The organism is Mariniflexile soesokkakense (assembly GCF_039650365.1).
Lineage (GTDB): Bacteria > Bacteroidota > Bacteroidia > Flavobacteriales > Flavobacteriaceae > Mariniflexile > Mariniflexile soesokkakense.
In genome coordinates this window covers 17,087-40,135 of the sequence record NZ_JAZHYP010000006.1, presented here as the reverse complement: position 1 = coordinate 40,135, position 23,049 = coordinate 17,087, and the positions used below count along the sequence as shown (strand labels likewise).

Below are 23,049 nucleotides of genomic sequence, written 5' to 3'. Positions count from 1 at the left end.
TTCTATTTTAACAATGATAAAAATAGAAATCAATTTTTATAACCAACCTATTATTTCGTATATTGTATTAATCAAAATTGAAAAATATAACATTATGGCATTTGACATTGATATGATAAAAGGGGTTTACGCTAAAATGCAGGAACGCGTTGATACTGCCCGAGAAATTGTTGGTAAACCATTAACCCTTTCTGAAAAAATATTATACAATCATCTTTGGGAAGGAAATGCAACCACCGCTTATAAAAGAGGAAAAGATTATGTGGATTTTGCTCCAGATAGAATTGCATGTCAAGATGCAACGGCTCAAATGGCTTTATTGCAATTTATGCAAGCTGGAAAAAGTAAAGTGGCTGTGCCTACTACTGTACACTGCGATCACTTAATTCAAGCTAAAGATGGTGCAGCTGTCGATTTAAAGCACGCTAACAGTGTAAGTAGTGAGGTGTTTAACTTTTTAGAGTCTGTTTCAAATAAATATGGTATCGGTTTTTGGAAACCAGGAGCAGGTATTATTCACCAAGTAGTATTAGAAAATTATGCATTCCCAGGAGGTATGATGATTGGTACCGATTCGCATACTGTAAACGCAGGTGGTTTGGGTATGGTGGCTATTGGTGTTGGTGGTGCAGATGCGGTTGATGTTATGGCAGGCATGGCTTGGGAGTTAAAATTCCCTAAGTTAATAGGAGTTAAATTAACAGGTAAATTATCTGGTTGGACGGCACCAAAAGATGTTATTTTAAAAGTAGCTGAAATTTTAACTGTAAAAGGTGGAACCGGAGCTATTGTTGAATATTTTGGACCAGGAGCCACCGCCATGTCTTGTACCGGTAAAGGTACTATTTGTAATATGGGAGCAGAAATAGGGGCTACCACATCTACTTTTGGTTACGATGAATCTATGGAACGCTATTTACGTTCTACAGATAGAGCCGATGTTGCTGATGCTGCCAATAAAGTTAAAGATTATTTAACTGCTGATGCTGAAGTATATGCTAACCCAGAACAATATTTTGATCAAGTCATTGAAATTAATTTATCAGAATTAGGACCATTATTAAACGGCCCATTCACACCAGATTTATCTACGACAGTAGGTAAAGATATGAAAGAGAAAGCAACCGCTAACGATTGGCCAATTGCTGTAGAATGGGGATTAATTGGGTCTTGTACCAATTCGTCTTACGAAGATTTATCGCGTGCCTCTTCAATAGCACAACAGGCTTTAGATAAAGGTGTTAAAATGAAAGCAGAATTAGGAATTAATCCAGGTTCTGAACAAGTAAGATATACTGCTGAAAGAGATGGTATTCTTCAAGTATTTGAAAAATTAGACGCTAAAATATTTACAAACGCTTGCGGACCATGTATAGGGCAATGGGCTAGATATAGCGACCCAAAAAACGCACCAAAAAATAGCATTGTGCATTCATTCAATAGGAATTTTGCTAAACGTGCTGATGGGAATCCAAATACACATGCCTTTGTGGCGTCTCCAGAAATTACAGCAGCTATCGCCATTGCAGGTCGTCTGGATTTCAATCCAATGACTGACAAGCTTATTAATGAAAACGGAGTGGAAGTGATGTTTGATGAACCAACAGGATGGGAGTTACCACCAAAAGGATTTGCCGTTCAAGATAACGGGTATTTAGCACCTGAAGCAGATGGAAGTCATGTACAGGTTAAGGTGTCTCCAACTTCAGAGCGTTTACAATTATTAGAACCTTTCGAACCTATTGGAAACATAATAAATGGCGCTAAATTATTAATTAAAGCTTTTGGAAAATGTACAACCGATCATATAAGTATGGCTGGACCTTGGTTACGTTTTAGAGGACATTTAGATAATATTTCTAATAACTGTTTAATTGGCGCGGTAAATTCTTTTAACCAAAAAACAAATTTTGTTAAAAACCAATTAACAGGAGCGTATGGTGGCGTGCCAGATGTACAAAGAGAATACAAAAAAGCAGGTATTAAAACGATAGTTGTGGGTGACCATAACTATGGTGAAGGATCTTCTCGCGAACATGCTGCTATGGAACCAAGATTTTTAGGTGTTGCGGCTGTTATTGTGAAATCGTTTGCACGTATTCACGAAACAAACCTTAAAAAACAAGGGATGTTAGGTTTAACATTTGCTAATGAAGCCGATTACGATTTAATTCAGGAAGATGATACTTTCAACTTTTTGGATTTAAATGCATTCGCTCCAGACAAACAATTAACTTTGGAAATTGTACATGCAGATGGCACTAAAAACCTTATTAAATTAAATCACACTTACAATCAAGCACAGATAGATTGGTATAATGCAGGGTCTGCTTTAAACTTAATTAAAAGACAAAACGCATCTTAGTTTATTATAAACCTGCATGCCAAAAAAACTTGTAGGTCTTTTTTATTTTATAAATCCAGCTTTACGGCTGGATTTTTTGTTTTAGAGATTGAAGTAAAAATCATTTATAATTGTATTTTTACCGAAATACTTCTTCATGAATACAAGAGAAAATCAGCTAAAGGCTTTCGATAGATTATTAACCATTATGGACGATTTAAGAACTAAATGTCCTTGGGACATGAAGCAAACAATGGAATCGTTACGCCATCTAACCATTGAAGAAACCTATGAGCTTGGTGATGCCATTTTAGATAATGATTTAGAGGAAATTAAGAAAGAATTGGGTGATGTACTACTTCATATTGTATTCTATTCTAAAATAGGAAGTGAAACCAACGATTTCGATATTGCCGATGTATGTACTAGTATTTGTGAAAAACTAATTAGTAGACATCCGCATATTTATGGAGATGTAAAGGTTGAAAACGAAGAAGACGTTAAACGAAATTGGGAAAATTTAAAGCTAAAAGAGGGTAAAAAAAGTGTTTTGGAAGGTGTACCGAATAGCTTACCTGCCTTAGTTAAAGCAAATAGAATACAAGAAAAAGTAGCTGGTGTTGGTTTTGACTGGGAGCATCCTAACCAAGTATGGGAAAAAGTTGAAGAAGAACTTGCGGAGTTTAAGGCTGAAATAGAAAATGGAGACCAAAAGGCTATGGAAAGCGAATTTGGCGACGTTCTGTTTTCAATGGTAAACTACGCCAGATTTTTAAATATCAATCCTGAGAACGCATTAGAGCGAACCAATAAAAAATTCTCTAAACGATTTCAATATTTAGAAGAAAAATCAAAAGCCATTAATAAACCATTAAAAGATATGACTTTAGCCGAAATGGATGTTTTTTGGGAAGAAGCCAAAAGTATTTAATCGTCTTTAATGGCTTATTTGTCTTAAACACAATAAAATTGTTAATTAATAGAGAAATATTTGTTTTATTTAGCTGAATATTTAATCATTAGTAATGTATTTAAAAACAAGCTTTCACTTATTTTGTATTGTTTTTGTACTGTTTATATATAATCCAGTTTTTTCTCAAAATATAGCTCCAATATTAACAGCTAGAGGCAATCAGTATTATTGCCCAAACAGTCAAATTAATATTGTTACAGATTTTGATATAGTTGATCCCGATGATATAGGAATAGAAGCTCTTTTTGTGCAAATATCAACAGGTTATGTTTCTAATGAAGATACTTTGTTGCTTTTAAATTCACCAGCAAATATTATAACTTCGTGGAATGCCTTAGAAGGGAAATTAACATTAAGTGGGGTAGCATCTGCTCCGGTTAGTTATGTTGATTTAATAGCTGCGATAAAAAATGTTGTTTTTCAAAGTACAAGTAATAACCCATCACATAAAAGTTTTTCAATTACAATAGGTGATGCTAACTATTTACCTTCAACGGGGCATTATTATGAATTTATCTCTAACTATGGAATAACTTGGACAGAAGCTAAAACGGAAGCAGAAAATAAATTTTATTATGGATTACAGGGATATTTGGCGACTATTACTTCGGCTGAAGAAGCTCAATTAACTGGAGAACAAGCAGCAGGAGCTGGCTGGATTGGAGGTACAGATGAAGAAACCGAAGGCATATGGAAATGGGTTACAGGGCCCGAAGCTGGTACTGTTTTTTGGAATGGAGGAAATAACGGGTCTACACCAAATTATGCCAATTGGAATATTAGACAACCGGATAATGCGCATGGAGGATCAGGAGAAGATTATTTACACGTAACAGATCCTACTATTGGGAATAGAGGCGCATGGAATGATTTACGAATAGGGGGAGATGGTCCAGGGCCTTACCATCCTAAAGGTTATATTGTTGAATATGGTGGTACGCCAGGAGATCCTGTTTTAAATATAGCTGCAAGTACAAGTATTTATACCACGTATATCGAATATACTCAATCAGCATCCAGATGTGATAAAGGTCTCGTTACTTTAGAAGCAAAAGCAACGCAGGGCGGTGATGTATTATGGTTTGATGCACCCACAGGAGGAATACAATTGTATAAAGGGGATTCTTACACCGTAAATGTAAATGCAACCACCACCTATTATGTTATTGCTTCAATAAATGAATGCCTAGCAGGAAGTAGTAAAACAGCTGTTACAGCTACGGTAACACAAACGCCCGTTATAAACAATGTGAATAATAGTTTTATATGTGGAACAGGCAGTGGCATTTTATCAGCTATAGGATCGGCGGGAATAGTAAATTGGTATGATGCACCAATAGGTGGTACCTTATTATATACAGGAACATCATATACCGTTTCAGTGCTAGCAACCACAACGTATTATGTAGAGGCATCTTTAAATGGTTGTGCAAGTGCAAGAACTCCTGTAACTATGGAGGTTTTTCCAGTACCAGAGTTTGAAGTATTAAATTTTCCTGTAGTTTATTGTTTGGGAAGCAGTCCCATAACTTTGGCAACATTTAATACCAAAGGAAACTATACATATCAGTGGAAAAACGATACGGGTCAGGTTATAAGTGATTTGCCATATGTTGAAGTAAATTCTGGAGGATTATATACAGTAGTAGCTACTTCAAGTAAAGGCTGTGATGCAGATTTATCAATTTTGGTAAAAGAATCGGATTTAGCAACCATAACCTATGAAGATATAACAGTTATTGAAAATTCTGAAAATAACAGTATTTCTATTAATGCTAATTTAGGTATTGGAGATTATGAGTTTTCTCTGGATAATAAGAATGGTTTTTATCAAGATGAACCCTATTTTGATAGTGTAAAAGCAGGTTCACATATTATTTATGTGAACGATAAAAATGGATGTGGAGAGCCTACATCATTGGAGATTTTTATACTTGGTTTCCCAAAATTTTTCACACCAAATAATGATGGCCAAAATGATACTTGGAAAATTATAGGTTTAGGTACCCAATATACCAATGCATCAAAAGTTAGTGTGTACAATAGATATGGTAAATTGGTTAAGCAGTTAAATGCTAAATCGGCTAGTTGGGATGGTACTTTTAGAGGTACATTGTTGCCTAATTCAGATTACTGGTTTGTTGCAGAATTGATTGAATTCTCTGGAAATATTAGAACTTATCGTGGGCATTTTAGCTTAGTTAGGTAATAAAAGCAAAAAAACTTAGGTAAACCTAAGTTTTTTTAATATAAATTTTTTTTGCTCTACGTTTAATAAAGCTCTTTAATTTTACTAAGCTTACTCTTCCATAATTTTAAAGCATCTTTATGGGCTTTTATATTGTTGTGAACTTCTTTTACAAGTGGATTATCGTCCTCAACATTTGTGAAAAATTGTAAATTGTTTTCTAATTGATTGATTTGACTTCTTACTTCATCAATCTTTTTTCTAATAAAGTGACGTTCGTTATCTAAATCTTTATTATCATCTGAAGCACTAATGGTATCAAGTTTATTTTCAAACTTAATCATTTCTACTTCATTTTTATCCATTTTTAGACTAGTAAGAAAATCTTCAATAGCTTTATTGAACTTACCTTCTATATAACGTTTATCATTTGGAACCCGTCCTAAATCCTTCCATTTGTTTATAAACTCTTTTACGCTTTCAATATCTTTTTCTTTATCACCAATTGGTTTTAAATTTTTTAACACGTCTAATAATGCAAGTTTATTATTAAAAGCATCTAAACTCTCTTTGTTAGCTGCATTTCTAGTCGCATGTAGCTCATCAAAATAGGCATTACAGGCTGCTTTAAAACGTTTCCAAATTTTATCGCTGTCTTTACGGGGTACATGTCCTATTTTTTTCCAATCGCTTTGAATTTTTTTCATCAATGCGGTTGTTACATCAAAGTCATCGTTGTCTTTGTTGTCTTCGGCAATTTTAATTAAATCTAATTTTTTTTGAAGATTGGTGTATTGGTCTTTTTTAAGGTCTTTATAAAATGCATTTTTTTGCCTGTTAAAAGTTCTTACAGACTCCTTGAATTTGGACCAAGTGCTTTCGTTTACTTCTCTAGGTACTTTGCCAATATTAAAAAATTGCTCCCTTAATCCTTCAATCTCCTTAATTTTCTTTTGCCAAGCATTGTGGGAATTGGTGTCTTGGGCATTAATAGCATTAATGTTTTCTATAATTAAAAGTTTCTTATCAAGGTTATTTTCATAAACCTTATCTATATTTTGATAATAAACTTGACGTTTATCATTTATTTTTTTAGTAGCTGCTTTAAATTTTTCCCAAATAACTTCTCTGTATTCTTTGTCTACCGGACCAAGTTCTTCTTTCCACATTTTATGAAGTTCTTGTAACTCTCTAAAGGCACGCATCACATTATCGTCCTCGGCTAATTCTTCAGCCCGTTCAATTATTAATAACTTACGTTCTAAATTATGCTTAAAATCTAAATCGCGTAAGTCTCTGTTTAAATGTAAAAAATCGTAGAACATTTCTACATGGTGGTGGTAGCTGTTCCAAGCATTATTGTATTTATCTCTAGGTATAGGACCAGTTATTCTCCAACGTTCTTGTAGTTCTTTAAAGTGCTTGTAGGTGGTGTTTATGTTTTCTTCAACATTAATTAAGCCTTTCAACTCTTCAATAATTTCAAGTTTATCTGCTAAATTTTGTTTTAAGTTTTTTTCTAAATTCTGGTAATGTGCGTTTAGTTTTTTTCGGTATTCATTATAAGCTTCTTTGTATCGTTTTTGTACGGGCGACATATAATAAAAATCTATTTCGTTACCACCATCGTTTAAAAACTCCTCTTTCTTTTCGTCTAATAACGCTTGGAATTTGTCTTTAAACTCACTGTTAATGCTTTCAACATGCGATTTTATGGCCTGTACCTTTTCGTTTTTAATAAGCCTTTCCAATTCTATAGCAAGTGCTTCTAACGACATGGTATCATAGGCTTTTACTTCAATAATATGTCTGTCTTTATTGCCTTCATCTTCGGCATCTTCAGCATTAGAATCTTCTATTTCATTTAAAACTTCGTCATTTTGGTTGTCTGTGTCTTTAGTTTTGTTGCTAGCATTTTCATTTTGGTCAATAGTTTTTTCTTCTGAAACAGGCGTTGTATCTTCCGTCTCAAGAGCATTCGTTTCTACAGGCTTGTTTTCTTCTGTGATGCTATCCGAATGGCGTACATTCTTGTTAACTTCTTCTTCTCCTTCTGCTTTTGGCAGGTTGTTTATATCAGACATTTTAAAAATGTTAGGGTTCTTTAAATTTGTTTTGAGTTTAAAGATACTAACAAGTCTATTATTTACAAAGTACTATAAGGGGTTTTAACGCTTTGGAAGTTGTTTTAATATAATTTCCAGATAGACCAAGCTTTTTCAGCCTGCAATTTTAGCATATTTAGACCGTTAATGGTGATAGCTTGTTGCGCTTTGCCCAATCTTAAAAATTTGGTTTCTTCAGGATTATAAATTAAATCGAACAAAATATGGTTGCTGCTAATGGCATTGTATGGTATGTTAGGGCAGTTTTCTATATTAGGAAATGTGCCTAACGGCGTGCTATTTATAATAATTTGATGGTTTTTAATATCGGCTTCCGTAAGCGAATCATAAGTAAAACTAATATTTTCTGATTGTTTTCTGGAAACATAGTGGTAAGAAATGCCTAACTCTTTAAAAGTATAGGCAATGGCTTTACTGGCGCCACCTGTGCCTAAAATTAATGCACTTTTATGATGTGGTTTTAAAAAAGGTTTTAATGTTTTTTTGAAACCATAACAATCTGTGTTATAACCAACTAGTTTGCCTTTTTTTGTAATTTTTATAGTGTTTACCGCCCCAATGGCTTTGGCTTTTTTATTTATTTTGTCAAGAAATGGCATCACCTCTTGTTTATAAGGTATGGTAACATTTAATCCTTTTAAACCTTTTGTGTTTTTTATTATTGAAGGAAATAAATCGATACTTTCAATGTCGAAATTCTCATAAATAGTATCGGTTATTTGCTCATTTTCAAACTTTTCTTTAAAATATGCTCTTGAAAATGAGTAAGATATATTTTTACCTAAAAGCCCTAATTTATTCATTGATTTTTTTGGTTTTTTGTCCGTAATATTCAAGTGCCAAAACTATGGCAATTCCAAGGAAAATAAAAGCGATGGCGTAATAAGTATCAGAATTTAGCTTAGGAACGTAACGTTCGTAGTTTAAGACCACTTTTGTTCCTGTAGAATCTAGTATGTGTGTACCATCTTCTTTTAATTTGTAAATGGTGTTCTTCCAAGGCCATACAACGCCTAGAGAGCCTACTATAAAACCTATAATAGCCGAAAGTGTAATGCTTTTATAATGCTTTAAAATATAGCTTAACATGTGTGAAAAGGTAACCAAGCCTGTTACAGAACCTAGTGTAAAAACAGCTAATACTTTTAACATTCTAATGCGTTCAGAATTATTAATAAAGGTGAAGTTACCTCCAAAAACCTCATAAAATGTGTCAAATAGTGCATTCACCGAATCCACCAAAAGCAATACATAATTTCCTAAAAGGATGAGTATAAACGAGCCAGAAAACCCCGGAAGCGTCATTCCAGAAACGCTTATTATACCACAAAAAAACACGAACCACAGATTGTCGTTTTCTTTGGCAGGATTTAAAAAACTAATACTTAAACCAATTAAAATACCTAAAGCTAATGATGTGTAGGTTTTATAATTCCAATCTCTAAAATCTTTGTTGATATAATAAATAGAGCCGATAATCATGCCGAAAAAAACACTCCAAATATATAATTCATAGTGTTTAATAAAGTAATCCAATACTTTTGAAACACTAAAATAGCTTACAACCATTCCGAAGAAAAGCAAGCTTAAAAAACGACCATTTATATAATTATAAAAACTTTTGAAGCGTCCGTTTATGAGCAATTTAAAAGCTTTTCTATTTACTTTTCTAAGAGAATAAATAAATTCTTCGTAAAAACCAGCAACAAAAGCAACAACACCTCCAGAAATACCGGGGACTTTATTGGCAGCACCCATGCCCAATCCTTTTAGAATTAGAAATAGTTTGTCTTTTAGTGTTCGGGTGCTTTCCATTATTGCTTTTTTGAACCTACTTTTTCTAGAATAAAAATAGTCAAAAATCCAAGAACCACTAAAATAATTGCAAATGCTAATTGATTATCACCTTGAAACGAAAAAGGGGACACACTTTCTTGTAACAACGGACTTTTTATTCCTTTAGAATCGGTGTGCCATGTCAAAGTATCTTTCCAAGGCCAAACTTTGTTTAACGATCCCAAAATAAACCCTGTAAGTAAAGCCAAAGTTATATTATGATAGTTTTTAAAAAGCCATTTTAAAACATGACTAAAACTAAGCAGGCCAATAATGGCTCCTGCAACGAATATGGTGATTTTTTTTATATTAACATCATGAATGGCATCGCTTAGCGTTTTGTAAGCTCCAAGAATTATTAAAATGAAAGAGCCTGAAATACCAGGTAAAATCATAGCACATATGGCTATGGCACCTGCAAAAAACAGAAATGAATTACTTTCATTATTTGCTTGTGCGGGAAGCATGGTAATATAAAAAGCAACACCCGTACCAATTAAAAAAGCAATAATTACGGTTAAATTCCATTTAGTTATTTGCTTGCCTACAAAGTAAATGCTGGCTATAATTAACCCAAAAAAGAACGACCAAATTAATACGGGATGGTTTTCTAAAAGAAATTTTGCAAGTTTCATAAAAGAAACATAGCTGATAATAATACCGCTTAAAAGTGCCAACACAAAATTGCCATTGGCTTGTTCCCAAAAAGACTTGATGCCTTTGTTGAATAATGTTTTAAAAAGAGAAACATTAATATTGCTAATGGTAGAAACCAATTCTTCGTAAATTCCAGAAATAAAAGCAATGGTACCACCAGAAACTCCAGGAACCGCATCGGCAGCACCCATGGCTAATCCTTTAAAAGAAATGGTTAAATAGTCTTTAAAACGTCGTTGCATAGTTTGATTATTAGGCTAAAACCAAAGGTATGTATTTTAGCTTGACGTTTGACTATTGATTTTCTTTTAGCAAATTTTTAACAAGTAGCTTATTGGCCACTTCAGGGAATAGTTCGTCTATTATAAATGTATACTCTTCATTATAGCATAAGCCATTTTTTAAATGAAATATGCCTTTATCGTTTTCATTTAATGAAAAATATAACCCAGCTAAACGGTATTCTAATTCGGCATTCTCCGGATAAAACTCAACAGCTTGTTCAAAATTAAAAATAGCTGCTTCGGGTTCTCCCAACTTTATTAATAAATCGCCACGAGACAACCAAGTGCTTAGTTCGTAATTGCCTAGCTCTAATGTTCTTTTAAACCCACGTTCGGCTTCTTCAAAATGGTTTAAACGTTGATTTATTTGAGAATATAACTTCCAATAGGTTACATTTTCAGTATCAATATTAATGGCTTTATTGATGTAGTATAACGCTTTTTGGTAATTGCGTTTTCTGTTGTAATAACGTGTTATGGCAATCCAACCTTTGTCTAATAAGGGGTCTTCGTGTACCGTTTTATAATAATATTGAACTGCTAAATCATCATTCTTTAATTTTTCGTAGCAGAAACCAATGCGTAATAGTGCAAATGATGTTGGTTCATCTAGTTTTAAAGTAATGGTGTAGTTTTCTATAGCTTCTTCAAAACGTTTTAGTTTTTCTAGTACTTTACCACGTTCTATATAGGCGCCAACAAAAGTATCGTCTGAAATAATTGCAAAATCGAATGCAGCTAATGCTTTTTTGTAATTTTTAAGTGTGTAATATTGTTTTCCTAATTGATGCCATGCTACTTCGCAATACGGATTTTTGTCTAAAAATACGTTCAAGTAGTCTATAGCTTCTTCTGTTTGATTTAAATATTCAAAGCAATAAATAATGTTGTAAAGTGCCGAATAATCTTCAATATCTTCTTCTAAACATTTCATGAAGAATTGTTTGGCTTCTTCAAATTGGTCTAGAAATAAGTATTCCATTCCAATGAGTGAATACAAATCAACCACATCATCAGTTAGCTCCAAAGCTTTTTTCAATACTTGAATAGCTTGCTCATGATCATCTTTTTTAGAGAAAATATTAGCCTTTTGAATATAAATTTCTTCATTCATTGGGTCTAAATTATAAAGCTCGTTCAGTAAAGTATCCGCTTCAATTAGTTTATCTTCAAAGACATAAATTTCAACTTTGAAAAGTCTTAAATTGATTGAGGTAGGATGTTGGTCCAAGCCCAATTTTATAGCCTTTTTAGCTAAAGCTATTTTACCCTGATTAAGATAGTGGTGAATGATGTTTTCAAATTCTTCGGAATCGAAGAATAAAACATGATTTGTTTTTAGCATCGATTCAAACTTGGTTAATGGTAAATCGTTATTGTCATCATGACTAAACTCCATAAGCACATTTGTAAAGTTCTACTTGAATAAATTTAAGCTTCTATTCCTTTTTATTAGTCGTAATAATCAAATGTTTTTAACAAAGTAATGAACACTTATAGTTTTTGTGCTAATAAAACAATATTGTTTACTGGTTATCAGTAAGTTGTATTTGGTTGTTTGTTATTGAATTTTATTTAATATATCGATAATAATCGAACAGCCTTTGGTTATTTCATCATTTGAGATGGTTAAAGGCGGTGTAATTCGAATGGCTCTAGGCTCAAAAAGCAACCAAAATAGTATTAAACCTTCGTCTTGACACTGCAAAATTACGGAGTTTGTTATGTGGGCTGAAGGGGTAATGATGGCAAGCATGAGTCCTTTTCCTCGAACATCTTCAATGAGAGGATGCACCAGAAGTTTACGGAATAACTGTTCTTTTTCTAAAGTTTGAGCCATTAAATCGCTTTCAGTTATTTCTCTTAAAGTAGCAAGTGCCGATGCTGCTATTACAGGATGCCCACCAAAGGTGGTTATGTGACCAAGTTTGGGGTTGTCTTGCAACAAATTCATTAATTTGCTTGATGCTGTAAAAGCACCAATAGGCATGCCGCCGCCTAAGCCCTTACCCATAACTAAAATATCTGGAATACAGTTATAGTTTTCAAAACCAAAAAGTTTTCCTGTTCTGCCAATACCTGGTTGAATTTCATCTAAAATCAATAGAGCCCCAACCTCGTTGCAACGTTTTCTAACTTTTTCTAAATAGCCATTTTTGGGTTCAATAAAGCCTGCACCCCCTTGTATAGTTTCTAAAATAACCCCAGCTGTTTTTGATGTGATTTTAGTTAAATCTTCTTCATTATTAAAATTAATAAACCGAATATCTGGTAATAAAGGTCTAAAAGCTTGTTTACGTTCTTCATATCCCATAACACTCATAGAACCCATGGTATTACCATGGTAAGCATCTTTTGCTGAGATGATTTCACTTCTACCCGTGGCGCGCTTCACTAATTTTAAGGCTCCTTCTATAGCTTCTGTACCGGAATTGACTAAATAGGTGCTTTCTAAAGGATGGGGTAGGTTTTTAGCCAATAATTTAGCAAGTTCTACAGCAGGTTTTTGGATGTATTCACCATAAACCATCACATGAAGATACTTGTCTAATTGGGCTTTAATTGCATTTATAATCTTAGGATGATTATGTCCTAAAGGTGTTGCCGAAACACCAGCAACAAAATCTAAATATGCTTTATTATTTGTGTCAAATATATAGCTTCCTTTAGCATGTGAAACTTCCATGGCTAATGGATGCGGGGTTGTTTGTGTTTGGTATTTATAGAAATCGGACCTCACTGGTTATTTTTTTGATAGTTCTATTAATTGTGCTCCCCAAATATTGAAGCTGTCTGTAGATTGTATATCATAAATTAAACATCGAGGAAAATTACCATCATTTTCATTTTTAGAAACAATGGTATATTTTTTCCATTCGTTTGTTAAGTTTATTTCTTTACTGTTGTAGTGAGTGTAGTCATTTCCGTTTTCTTGTATTGCTATTTTAATGATTCCAGTACCTTTTAACCATAAAGTCCACATTAAGTTTTCTACATTTTTATTTATCACGTGATTAAGATATCCTTCACCTAATGTTTTACCAGTAATTATTTTTGTGATTTTCCCACCATTTGGGTCAGTATCATTAGTCGGTCTAATTAGTATATCAACTTTTTGCCATTCCAGGGAGTTTATATCATTATTAAACAGCAATGTTTTTTTAGAAGAACTTTCTTCATCAGGAATATTTCTTGCAGCTTTGTTTATTATAAAATTTTGACCAGCTAATTTGATGCGTTCCAGTAATTCTTCATCAAAGAAAGCATCTTGCGGAATATAGTCATCTAAACCTTTTATAACAGGTAAAACTACAGGTTCATCTTCTTTAAACAAATCGTCAATACTAAGAGGGCGTTCGTCTTCTCGCCAGTCAAAACCTTTAAGGAGTTTTTCTTTTTCAGGGTATTTGGATTCTGGGTACAAATTACCATCAACTTGGTTGTAGCGTGTGTATTCCTCTATATCTCCATCGGCAAAAAGAATGGATATACTTCCAGATTTCGCCTTATCAATACCTATAAGCTCTTGCTTATCGTTTCTGGCATAAAAAATAGACTCTGCATTTTTAACAATATCTACTTTTCGCAGTTTGTTTTCGTCATTAAATAAACCGGTCAATCTTATGCCGAAAATTTGGTTGAAACCCGTTTTGCTAATGGTATCCTTACTTATTATAAATGCATTGTTGAATACGAGTAGGGAATCTAGTTTTTCGGTTTTTGGGTTTGAAATTAAGTGAATGGTATCTCCTGTCATTTGGTTTTCAACATTCCAAAGGATAGGCCGTCGTTTGGTTGAAAACACATCTGTTGATGATAAACGTGCTAAATTTATAAGCTGTGTAATGCCTGTTTTTTGGTTTGAATGTATAGAATCAGCTTTTCCGCTTAAATCAGATTTATATATTTTGGCATTGTAATAAGCTCTAACTATGCGGTTTTCTGGTTTGCCGGTCATCATTATTTTGTCGGCATGCATATAGATGGAGTCGTTTTCTTGCTTTGTAACAACTAAAGCACGTTTAGTAATAAACAAAGAATCTTGAGCTTTGAAAACTTCGGCATAATGGCCTTTAGCTATACTGTGATTTATAGTATCGGTTACTTTAATATTATTGGTTGCCGATGCAAATTTTTTGGTATCATCAAAATACAAACTATCTCCTTCTATAATCCTATTGTTATAATGTATTTTAGAATTTTTAACGGCATATCCGTTTTTGTTTTTGGTATCGTAAAACCCCTTTTCGGTGTAAGTTTTACTTTCGGTAGTTGTTATGGTTGAAGGCCCATATAAATAGGCATAACCCGTATCAGAATAAAAATCGAAATAATTAGAGTTGATGTTGGCGTCGTTATTAACCAGTACAACCTCATCTACAAATTGGTATTTTTTTTGTTCCATGTAATACCTTCCAACCTTGCTAGTGATAGTGCCCGAAGTATCTTTAACAACGGTGCCTCTGTTTTTATAAAAGGCTTGTTGTTTTACACGGTCATAATACAATGTGTCTGATGAAATGGTTGAATTTGGGTCTTTTAAAACCACATCGCCACTGGCGAAAGCTAATTGGGTTATACCACTGTATTCAATATATTTTGAGGTCATGTGAATCGTATCGCCTTGAATCAATTTTACATTTCCGTAGGCTTCAATAAAATTTTCACCACTGTAATAAATGGCTTTATCGCTCCACATATTAATGCTACCTTGCATAATATGTACTTGTTGCATCTCATCTCGGGTTAAAACTTTTGCCCCAGGGTAATTTTCTTCATCAATAGTTAACCTACCAGCATATTCAATTTCAATTTTCTTTTTTTCTTGAGAATGGATGATTTCTGGTGAAAATAAGCAAAGAAGCAGTATGATATATAAAGTTTGTTTGTTCAAGTTCTAAAAGTTTGCCGCAAAAATAACGATAATTATATTGTATAATTGTTCTAAAACAAAAAACGCTCCAAAAATATTTTTGGAGCGTTTTTAAGTACGTTAATTAAATTACTTTCTAAAAATAGTTTGTTTTCTATCAGGTCCAACAGAAACGATGGTAATAGGAATTTCCAGTTCTTTTTCTAAAAACTCAATATACTCGTTTAATGATTTTGGAAGTTGAGACGTTTCAGACATACCTGTTAAATCTTCTTGCCAACCACTAACTTCGGTATAAATAGGTTCTACATTTTCTGGTTCAATGTTATAAGGAAAATGAGAAATAATATCACCTTTATATTTGTAAGCAGTACATACTTTCAGGGTTTTGAAACCAGAAAGCACATCACCTTTCATCATCATTAATTGAGTAACACCGTTAACTCGACATGCGTATTTTAATGCCACTAAATCTAACCAGCCACAACGTCTTGGACGACCAGTTGTAGCTCCAAATTCATTACCAACACGGCTCATGGTTGCTCCATCTTCATCAAATAATTCGGTTGGAAATGGTCCAGAACCTACACGTGTAGTGTATGCTTTAAAAATACCAAAAACTTCACCAATTTGGTTTGGCGCTACACCTAAACCAGTACAAGCACCTGCAGCAGTTGTGTTACTAGATGTTACAAATGGATAGGTTCCAAAATCGATATCTAACAATGAGCCCTGTGCACCTTCTGCTAAAATAGTTTTACCTGATTTTTGTGCTTGGTATAGATATTCTTCTGAATCTATAAATTTTAATGATTTTAAAACTTCAACAGCTTTAAAGAATTCTGTTTCAAGTTCGGCTAAATTATATTCAATATCTACGTTGTAAAAAGCAATCATCGACTCGTGCTTATCTGCCAATGTTCTATAACGTTCTTTCCAATCGCTTAGTTCTAAATCGCCCACACGGATGCCGTTTCGGCCAGTTTTATCCATGTAAGTTGGTCCAATTCCTTTTAGGGTAGAACCAATTTTAGCTTTTCCTTTTGAGGCTTCACTTGCAGCATCTAATAAGCGATGCGTTGGTAAAATAATGTGCGCTTTACGAGAAATAACTAAAGACTTTCTGTAATCTACATTTTGGGCTTCAAGTTTGTCTAACTCCCCTTTAAAAATCACAGGGTCTATTACTACACCGTTACCCACTAAGTTAGTGGTGTCATCGTGAAAAATTCCAGATGGAATGGTGTGTAAAACGTGCTTTTGTCCATTAAAAACCAGTGTATGCCCTGCGTTTGGACCTCCTTGAAAACGTGCAATAATGTTGTAGTTGGAAGTAAGTACGTCAACAATTTTTCCTTTGCCTTCGTCTCCCCATTGTAGTCCTAGTAGTAAATCTACTGCCATTGTAAAAAATAGTTATTTAGTTGATTTTCTATTTCCGTAGAAATAAAGTGAATGATTATTAATTTCAATATCGAAAACTTCTTCGATGGTTTTTTTTATAGATTGAATTCTTGGGTCGCAAAACTCGATAACTTCACCAGTATCTGTTAGTATTACGTGGTCGTGCTGTCTATCAAAATAAGATTTTTCGTAATGTGCTTGGTTTTGACCAAATTGGTGTTTTCTAACCAATTTACATTCAAGAAGTAATTCTATGGTATTGTAAAGTGTAGCGCGCGATACGCGATACTTTTTGTTTTTCATGTTAAGATATAGTGATTCTATATCAAAGTGTTCTTTGTTATCATAAACTTCTTGCAGTATAGCGTATCTTTCGGGTGTTTTACGATGCCCGTTATTTTCCAAAAAGTTAGTAAAAACACTCTTTACTATCTCCTGATTTTTTGTTTCTGCGTTTTCATCCATAATTTCGTCGCAAATTTACACTTTTTTTACAGTCTAGTAACCTTATCTATACCATTAATTTTTTTAAGTTTATCTAATAGCTTTTTTAAGAGGGTGTTATTTTTTACGACCACGTTAATTTTTCCAGAAAATAAGCCACCTTCACTTTCAAAACTAATGCTTTTCATGTTTACATGCATGTTCTCGGAAATTATTTTCGTAATGTCGTTTACTAACCCTATGTGGTCTATGCCTGTAATTACAATTTGAGCAGAAAATTCTTGTTGTGAGGAATCTGCCCATTTTGCAACCATGATTCTATAGGCATAATTTGATTGCAAACTTAATGCATTAGGGCAGTTTTTTTTGTGAACTTTAATACCTTCAGAAACTGTTAAAAACCCAAAAACATCGTCACCAGGAATTGGGTTGCAACAACTTGATAGTTTATAGTCTAATTTTTCTTCTTCTTTTCCAAAAACTAACGAATCGTAATTAGTAGTGATTTCTTCCCTTTCAATCTCCTCTTTTTTAACGCTTGTTTTCCTAGATATTTTACTTTTAATAAAACTTATTAAAGCATTACTTCTAGAAGATGCATAGTCTTTAAGCATATTGTTGTCTATGGTGCCAATGCCTACTCTGTAAAAAAGATCTAAACTTGTTTTAAGTTTGAAAAAGCTTACCAATTCGTTTACGGAAGCTTCATTAAGAGTTATTTTTAACTGCTTTAATTTTCGTCTGAGTATTTCCTTGCCTTCTTCGGCTAAGTTTTTTTTGTCTTCTTTTAAAGCTGATTTTATTTTGCTTCTTGCTCTAGCAGTGGTTGCATAGTCTAGCCAGTTAGGATTTGGTTTTACGGCATCAGATGTTAATATATCAACTTGATCACCACTTTGTAGAATGTGGTTTAAAGTAACCAGTTTTCCATTTACTTTGGCTCCGCGTGTTTTCATACCAACTTCGGTATGAATATGAAATGCAAAATCTAGAGGTGTAGCACCTTTAGGAAGCGATTTTAATTCGCCGGCTGGGGTAAATACAAATATTTCTTTTGAATATAAATTGAGTTTGAACTGTTCTACAAAATCTACCGCATTGCTTTCGGGGTTTTCCAGTGCTTCTTGCAGTCTGTTTATCCAATCTTCTAAATTATCTTCTTTTTCGCTTTCTTGTTTATATTTATAGTGGGCTGCATAACCTTTTTCGGCAATTTCGTTCATGCGTTCACTACGTATCTGTACTTCAACCCAACGACCTTTTGGGCCCATTACGGTAATATGTAATGCTTCATACCCTGTAGATTTTGGTGAAGAAATCCAATCGCGAAGTCGAATTGGGTTAGGTCTAAAATGATCGGTTACTATAGAGTAAATTTTCCAAGCTAAAAACTTTTCGCTAGAAGGCGCGCTTTCATAGATAATTCTGATAGCAAACTTATCGTAAACCTCATCAAACGATACACCTTGTTTGAGCATTTTTCTTCTGATGGAAAAAATAGATTTAGGACGTCCTTTGATGGTATAGTTTAGGTTTTCTTTATCTAAGGAGTTTTTTATTACTTCGCTAAATTGTGCTATGTATAGGTCTTGCTCTTCTTTACTTTCCTTTATTTTGTTGAAAATATCGTTGTAAACATGTGGTTCTGTATATTTTAAAGATAAATCCTCAAGCTTGGTTTTAATATTATAAAGTCCAATACGATGTGCTAAAGGCGCATAGATATATAAGGTTTCCGAGGCTATTTTTTCTTGTTTATCAAGTTGCATCGAGTCCATGGTTTGCATATTGTGCAAACGGTCTGCTATTTTTATAATAATAACCCGTACATCATCATTAAGTGTAAGCAGCATTTTTCGAATGTTTTCTGCTTGTAAAGACACGTTCATGTCTTTTTCTTTACTTAATGAAGAAATTTTTGTGAGCCCATCTACAATGGTTGCAACGGTTTTTCCAAAAAGGTCTTCAATGTCTTTAATTTTATAATCTGGACTGTCCTCAACCACATCATGCAATAATGCAGCAGCAATGGAAGTGGCATCTAATCCTATTTCTTGCGCCACAATTTTAGCAACAGCAATGGGATGGAAAATATAGGCTTCACCCGATTTTCTGCGCTGGTCTTTATGTCCATCTACGGCAACTTCAAAAGCTTTTCGAATTAGTTTTTTATCATCGTCAGTAAGGGTTGTGTAACTAACTTTTAATAACTCTTTGTAGGCTTTGGTTATGGTTGCGTTTTCTTTTTCGATTTCTTCCTCTGTCATAAATTAAAAGTAACATAAAGAATATTAACAACCAATAGTATTGTTAAATTTTATAATGATTTTTATAGGTTATAAATTTAAAAATGAAACCAGTTGAGATACGGCTTTTCCTCTGTGCCCAATACTGTTTTTTAAGCTTAAATCCATTTCTGCAAACGTTTTTTCATAACCTGTAGGTTTAAAAATGGGGTCATAACCAAAACCTTGTTCACCTTGTTTCGTTTTAGTAATTTCTCCTTTACATATGCCAGTAAAGGTGTGTTGTTGGTTGTTAAGTTGTAGCGCTACAACGGTTTTAAATTGGGCATTTCTAGTTGGGGTGTTTTTCAATGCTTTTAGCAATTTATCCATATTGTCGTTGGCATTGCGTTGTTCACCTGCATAACGTGCCGAAAATACACCTGGGTCGCCGTTTAAAGCCTCAACTTCTAAACCAGTGTCATCTGCAAAACAATCGTAACCATATTTTTCTTTAATATATGTTGCTTTTTGAATGGCATTGCCTTCAATGGTGTTTTCTGTTTCGGGAATATCTTCAAAACATTCAATGTCTTTAAGACTAAGTAGTTTAATGTGGTTAGGGATTAAAGCCTGAACTTCTTTTAACTTGTTTAAATTATTGGTTGCGAAAACGATTTGCATTTTTTTTGAGTTTAACGGCAAAATTAATAGGAATCATTTTAAAAATTTGTATTTTACATGATAATAATCATCTAATAATGAAGGTGGCTATTGTAAATTTATAAAATAACCAAAACAAATAAATATGACAGTAAATTTTCAGTACGTAGGTGTAGATGTAAGTGAAACCCTTTCAGTGTTTACAGAAGAAAAACTAAAAAAAATATTTAATAAATATGAATTTTTAATAGGCGCCACCGTTTATTTTAAGCAAGATGAAAACAAACACGACACAGGCAAAATATGCAATATAGAATTAAGTTTACCTGGACCCCGAATTTTTGCAACATCAACCGAACGAAACTTTGAAGTATCGGTTAGGGAAACTATAAGCGACTTGGAGCGCCAATTAGAAAAGCGAAAAGAAACTTTTAAAACACATTAGTCAATTAAACAATTAATAATGAAAAATCAACAATGGGAAATCTCTAATGAATATTTTTAAACTATTCATTATTCATTATTCATTATCTATGGTGATAGGGTTCGTTTTTTAAAATAGTGAAGCCTCTATAAAGTTGCTCGATAAAAAATAAGCGAATCATTTGATGGGAAAATGTCATTTTTGAAAGTGATAGTTTCCCATTTGCTTTGTTATAAATATCTTGAGAAAACCCGTATGGACCACCGATTACAAAAACCAATTGTTTGATACCAGAATTCATGTGTTTTTGTAAATATTCCGAAAAAGCGACAGAATCTTGTTGTTTGCCATTTTCATCTAACAGAATCAAAACATCAGTAGCACTTAATTTGTTTAAAATAAGTTCGCCTTCTTTCTGTTTTTGCTGTTCTTCACTTAAATTTTTAACATTTTTTACATCGGGAATAATCTCAATTGAAAACTTAATATAAAAGCCTAATCGTTTGATATAGTCGTCTATTAACGATTGTAAATCTTTATGATCGGTTTTTCCTATGGCAATTAATTTGATGGTCATAATGGCAAAATTAACACATAGTATTTATGAATAATGAATTTAAATATGAAAATTTTATAAAATTCATAAATGTAAAATTTAAAAAAGTAAATCTATTTCTTATTTTTGTGGCAAATCAAGCCTTAATTATGATAACACAAGAGCAATTTGATCACGAAGTCAAGTCAATAATTTCTAACGCCATAAGAGAAGATGTTGGAGACGGCGATCATAGTTCATTAGCATGTATTCCAGATAACGCCAGAGGGAAAGCAAAACTTTTAGTGAAAGATAAAGGCATCATTGGTGGTGTTAATTTTGCTAAAAAGGTTTTCGCATATGTTGATAAAAACTTAAAGCTAGAAGTACTTATTGAAGACGGTACAGAAGTAACTTATGGCGATGTGGTTATGTATGTAGAAGGCTCATCACAATCTATATTAAAAGCTGAGCGTACCGTATTAAATGCTATGCAACGTATGAGTGCCATTGCAACAAAAACCAAAATGTTTGTAGATTTATTAGAAGGTACTAAAACTAAAATATTAGATACAAGAAAAACAACTCCAGGTATTCGTGTGTTAGAAAAGTGGGCTGTTAAAATTGGTGGTGGTGAAAACCACAGGTTTGCATTGTACGATATGATTATGCTGAAAGACAATCATATCGATTTTGCAGGAGGTATTACCAAAGCAGTTGAAATGAGCAAACAATATTTAAAAGATACAGGTAAAGATTTAAAAATAATGGTTGAAGCCAGAAATTTAACCGAAGTTGAAGAAATTCTACAAAACGATGGTGTTTATAGAATTTTACTTGATAACTTCGATTATGAAGATACTAAAAAAGCGGTAAAAATGATAGGTGATAAATGTTTAACAGAGTCTTCTGGAAATATTAATGAGGCAACCATAAGACATTATGCTGAATGTGGTGTAAATTATATTTCATCAGGAGCTTTAACACATTCAGTTCATAATATGGATTTAAGTTTAAAAGCCATCAAGTAGTTTTACTTACTATATTTTTAATGTCAGTATAATGAGCTTTTATTATACTGACATTTTTAATTTTAATAACTTTGTTATGAATTTTAACGTAAATAATTAATGACAAAGCCCCTTGACGAAAAACTCGATGAAATTCCAATTGTAAATGTTTTGGTACGTTTTTTTAAACGCGTTAAACTACCTGGGCTTGAAGGATTATCGTTTTACGATTTATTAGAACTATATATTACAGGCATTGTTAAAGGTGCTTTAACTACTAGAGCAAGTGCCATTGCCTTTAGTTTTTTTATGGCATTATTTCCTTTTTTGCTGTTTGTATTAATCGTTATACCTTATGTGCCTATTGATGATTTTAAAATTGAGTTTTTACGCTTTTTAGAATCATTTTTACCACCAAGTACTTCCGATTTTTTCTTTGAAAGCATCTTTGAGGGGATTGACCAATCGCAACGTGGTGGGTTATTATCATCGGTATTCGTTTTATCCATTGCACTTATGGCCAATGGAGTAAACGCCCTGTTTTCAGGTTTTGAAAACTCATACCATGAGCAATTATCTAGAAATGCATTTAAGCAATATCTATACGCATTAGGAGTAGCTCTAATTTTGGCTTTTTTATTGATATTTACCATTGCTGTATTAGGTTATTTTCAAATTTATGTGGTGCAAAAGGTATTAGATACCTTGCATAATAAAGGGTACAATGTTGCAGAGCAAAGTGTATTTTGGTTTAATATGGTTAAGTATGTGTTTTTTGTGATTATGGTATATATGGCTACAGCTACCATGTATTATTTTGGCACTAAAGAAGGAAAACATTCTAATTTCTTTTCAGTAGGAGCTACATTTACTACTTCTTTAATTATAATATTGTCTTTTTTATTTGGAATTTATATTGAAAATTTTGGTCAGTATAATAAATTATACGGCTCTATTGGAGCACTTTTAATTCTTATGTTTTATTTGTGGTTAAATGCAAATATTTTATTGCTTGGTTATGAGCTAAATGCATCTTTAAATAAATTGCGTAAAAGGTTTTAGT

General features: G+C 33.1%; 18 protein-coding genes. 6 read left to right on the top strand and 12 right to left on the bottom strand.

What is annotated here, in order from left to right:
- Positions 1 to 94: 94 nt before the first annotated feature.
- The 3 genes from VP395_RS12275 (at position 95) to VP395_RS12265 (ending at position 5,526) form a co-directional block, all read left to right on the top strand.
- On the top strand, positions 95 to 2,365 hold the full coding sequence (locus VP395_RS12275) for an aconitate hydratase (RefSeq protein WP_346242309.1): 2,271 nt from the start codon (positions 95 to 97) through the stop codon (positions 2,363 to 2,365).
- A gap of 136 nt (positions 2,366 to 2,501) precedes the next feature.
- The gene (gene mazG / locus VP395_RS12270) at positions 2,502 to 3,275 is read left to right on the top strand and encodes a nucleoside triphosphate pyrophosphohydrolase (RefSeq protein WP_346242308.1); all 774 of its coding nucleotides are present in this window, start codon (positions 2,502 to 2,504) and stop codon (positions 3,273 to 3,275) included.
- A gap of 94 nt (positions 3,276 to 3,369) precedes the next feature.
- Positions 3,370 to 5,526 (top strand): T9SS type B sorting domain-containing protein, encoded by a 2,157-nt coding sequence (locus VP395_RS12265; RefSeq protein ID WP_346242307.1) that lies wholly within the window; start codon positions 3,370 to 3,372, stop codon positions 5,524 to 5,526.
- 62 nt (positions 5,527 to 5,588) lie between these two features.
- Here VP395_RS12265 and VP395_RS12260 read toward each other — a convergent pair whose 3' ends face one another.
- From VP395_RS12260 to VP395_RS12210, 11 genes are all read right to left on the bottom strand, one after another.
- Entirely contained in the window at positions 5,589 to 7,589 is a 2,001-nt protein-coding gene (locus VP395_RS12260; protein ID WP_346242306.1) for a DUF349 domain-containing protein, read from the bottom strand.
- Positions 7,590 to 7,693: 104 nt separating this feature from the next.
- On the bottom strand, positions 7,694 to 8,434 hold the full coding sequence (locus tag VP395_RS12255; RefSeq protein WP_346242305.1) for a shikimate dehydrogenase family protein: 741 nt from the start codon (positions 8,432 to 8,434) through the stop codon (positions 7,694 to 7,696).
- Positions 8,427 to 9,446 carry a DUF368 domain-containing protein gene (locus tag VP395_RS12250; protein ID WP_346242304.1) on the bottom strand — a complete coding sequence of 340 codons (1,020 nt, stop codon included), beginning with the start codon at positions 9,444 to 9,446 and terminating at the stop codon, positions 8,427 to 8,429. The genes VP395_RS12255 and VP395_RS12250 overlap by 8 nt, the downstream gene beginning before the upstream one ends.
- Positions 9,446 to 10,366 carry a polyprenyl-phosphate transporter gene (locus tag VP395_RS12245; RefSeq protein WP_346242303.1) on the bottom strand — a complete coding sequence of 307 codons (921 nt, stop codon included), beginning with the start codon at positions 10,364 to 10,366 and terminating at the stop codon, positions 9,446 to 9,448. The genes VP395_RS12250 and VP395_RS12245 overlap by 1 nt, the downstream gene beginning before the upstream one ends.
- Positions 10,367 to 10,418: 52 nt before the next feature.
- The gene (locus tag VP395_RS12240) at positions 10,419 to 11,807 is read right to left on the bottom strand and encodes a tetratricopeptide repeat protein (RefSeq protein WP_346242301.1); all 1,389 of its coding nucleotides are present in this window, start codon (positions 11,805 to 11,807) and stop codon (positions 10,419 to 10,421) included.
- Between the two features lie 162 nt (positions 11,808 to 11,969).
- A complete protein-coding gene (locus tag VP395_RS12235) occupies positions 11,970 to 13,148 on the bottom strand; it encodes an aspartate aminotransferase family protein (RefSeq protein WP_346242300.1) in 1,179 nt (392 codons plus the stop codon).
- A gap of 3 nt (positions 13,149 to 13,151) precedes the next feature.
- Positions 13,152 to 15,302: an OstA-like protein gene (locus VP395_RS12230; RefSeq protein WP_346242299.1), complete on the bottom strand. Its 2,151-nt coding sequence runs from the start codon at positions 15,300 to 15,302 to the stop codon at positions 13,152 to 13,154.
- 108 nt (positions 15,303 to 15,410) lie between these two features.
- A complete protein-coding gene (locus VP395_RS12225; protein WP_346242298.1) occupies positions 15,411 to 16,685 on the bottom strand; it encodes an adenylosuccinate synthase in 1,275 nt (424 codons plus the stop codon).
- 12 nt (positions 16,686 to 16,697) lie between these two features.
- Positions 16,698 to 17,150, bottom strand: coding sequence for a Fur family transcriptional regulator (locus tag VP395_RS12220; RefSeq protein ID WP_346242297.1), 453 nt, complete (start codon positions 17,148 to 17,150; stop codon positions 16,698 to 16,700).
- Between the two features lie 26 nt (positions 17,151 to 17,176).
- Entirely contained in the window at positions 17,177 to 19,396 is a 2,220-nt protein-coding gene (locus VP395_RS12215) for a RelA/SpoT family protein (RefSeq protein WP_346242296.1), read from the bottom strand.
- A 69-nt stretch (positions 19,397 to 19,465) separates the two neighbouring features.
- Positions 19,466 to 20,038, bottom strand: coding sequence for a non-canonical purine NTP diphosphatase (locus VP395_RS12210; RefSeq protein ID WP_346242295.1), 573 nt, complete (start codon positions 20,036 to 20,038; stop codon positions 19,466 to 19,468).
- A 124-nt stretch (positions 20,039 to 20,162) separates the two neighbouring features.
- On the opposite strand from VP395_RS12210, the gene VP395_RS12205 reads away from it, so the two are divergent.
- A complete protein-coding gene (locus VP395_RS12205) occupies positions 20,163 to 20,462 on the top strand; it encodes an HPF/RaiA family ribosome-associated protein (protein ID WP_346242294.1) in 300 nt (99 codons plus the stop codon).
- Between the two features lie 82 nt (positions 20,463 to 20,544).
- On the opposite strand, the gene rlmH is transcribed toward VP395_RS12205, so the two are convergent.
- The gene (rlmH, locus tag VP395_RS12200; protein WP_346242293.1) at positions 20,545 to 21,018 is read right to left on the bottom strand and encodes a 23S rRNA (pseudouridine(1915)-N(3))-methyltransferase RlmH; all 474 of its coding nucleotides are present in this window, start codon (positions 21,016 to 21,018) and stop codon (positions 20,545 to 20,547) included.
- A gap of 128 nt (positions 21,019 to 21,146) precedes the next feature.
- On the opposite strand from rlmH, the gene nadC reads away from it, so the two are divergent.
- Together nadC and VP395_RS12190 are read left to right on the top strand one after the other, a co-directional pair.
- Positions 21,147 to 22,007 (top strand): carboxylating nicotinate-nucleotide diphosphorylase, encoded by an 861-nt coding sequence (gene nadC, locus VP395_RS12195; RefSeq protein WP_346242423.1) that lies wholly within the window; start codon positions 21,147 to 21,149, stop codon positions 22,005 to 22,007.
- A gap of 99 nt (positions 22,008 to 22,106) precedes the next feature.
- Positions 22,107 to 23,048, top strand: a complete 942-nt coding sequence (locus VP395_RS12190; RefSeq protein WP_346242292.1) for a YihY/virulence factor BrkB family protein — start codon at positions 22,107 to 22,109, stop codon at positions 23,046 to 23,048.
- The last annotated feature ends 1 nt before the right edge of the window (position 23,049 follow it).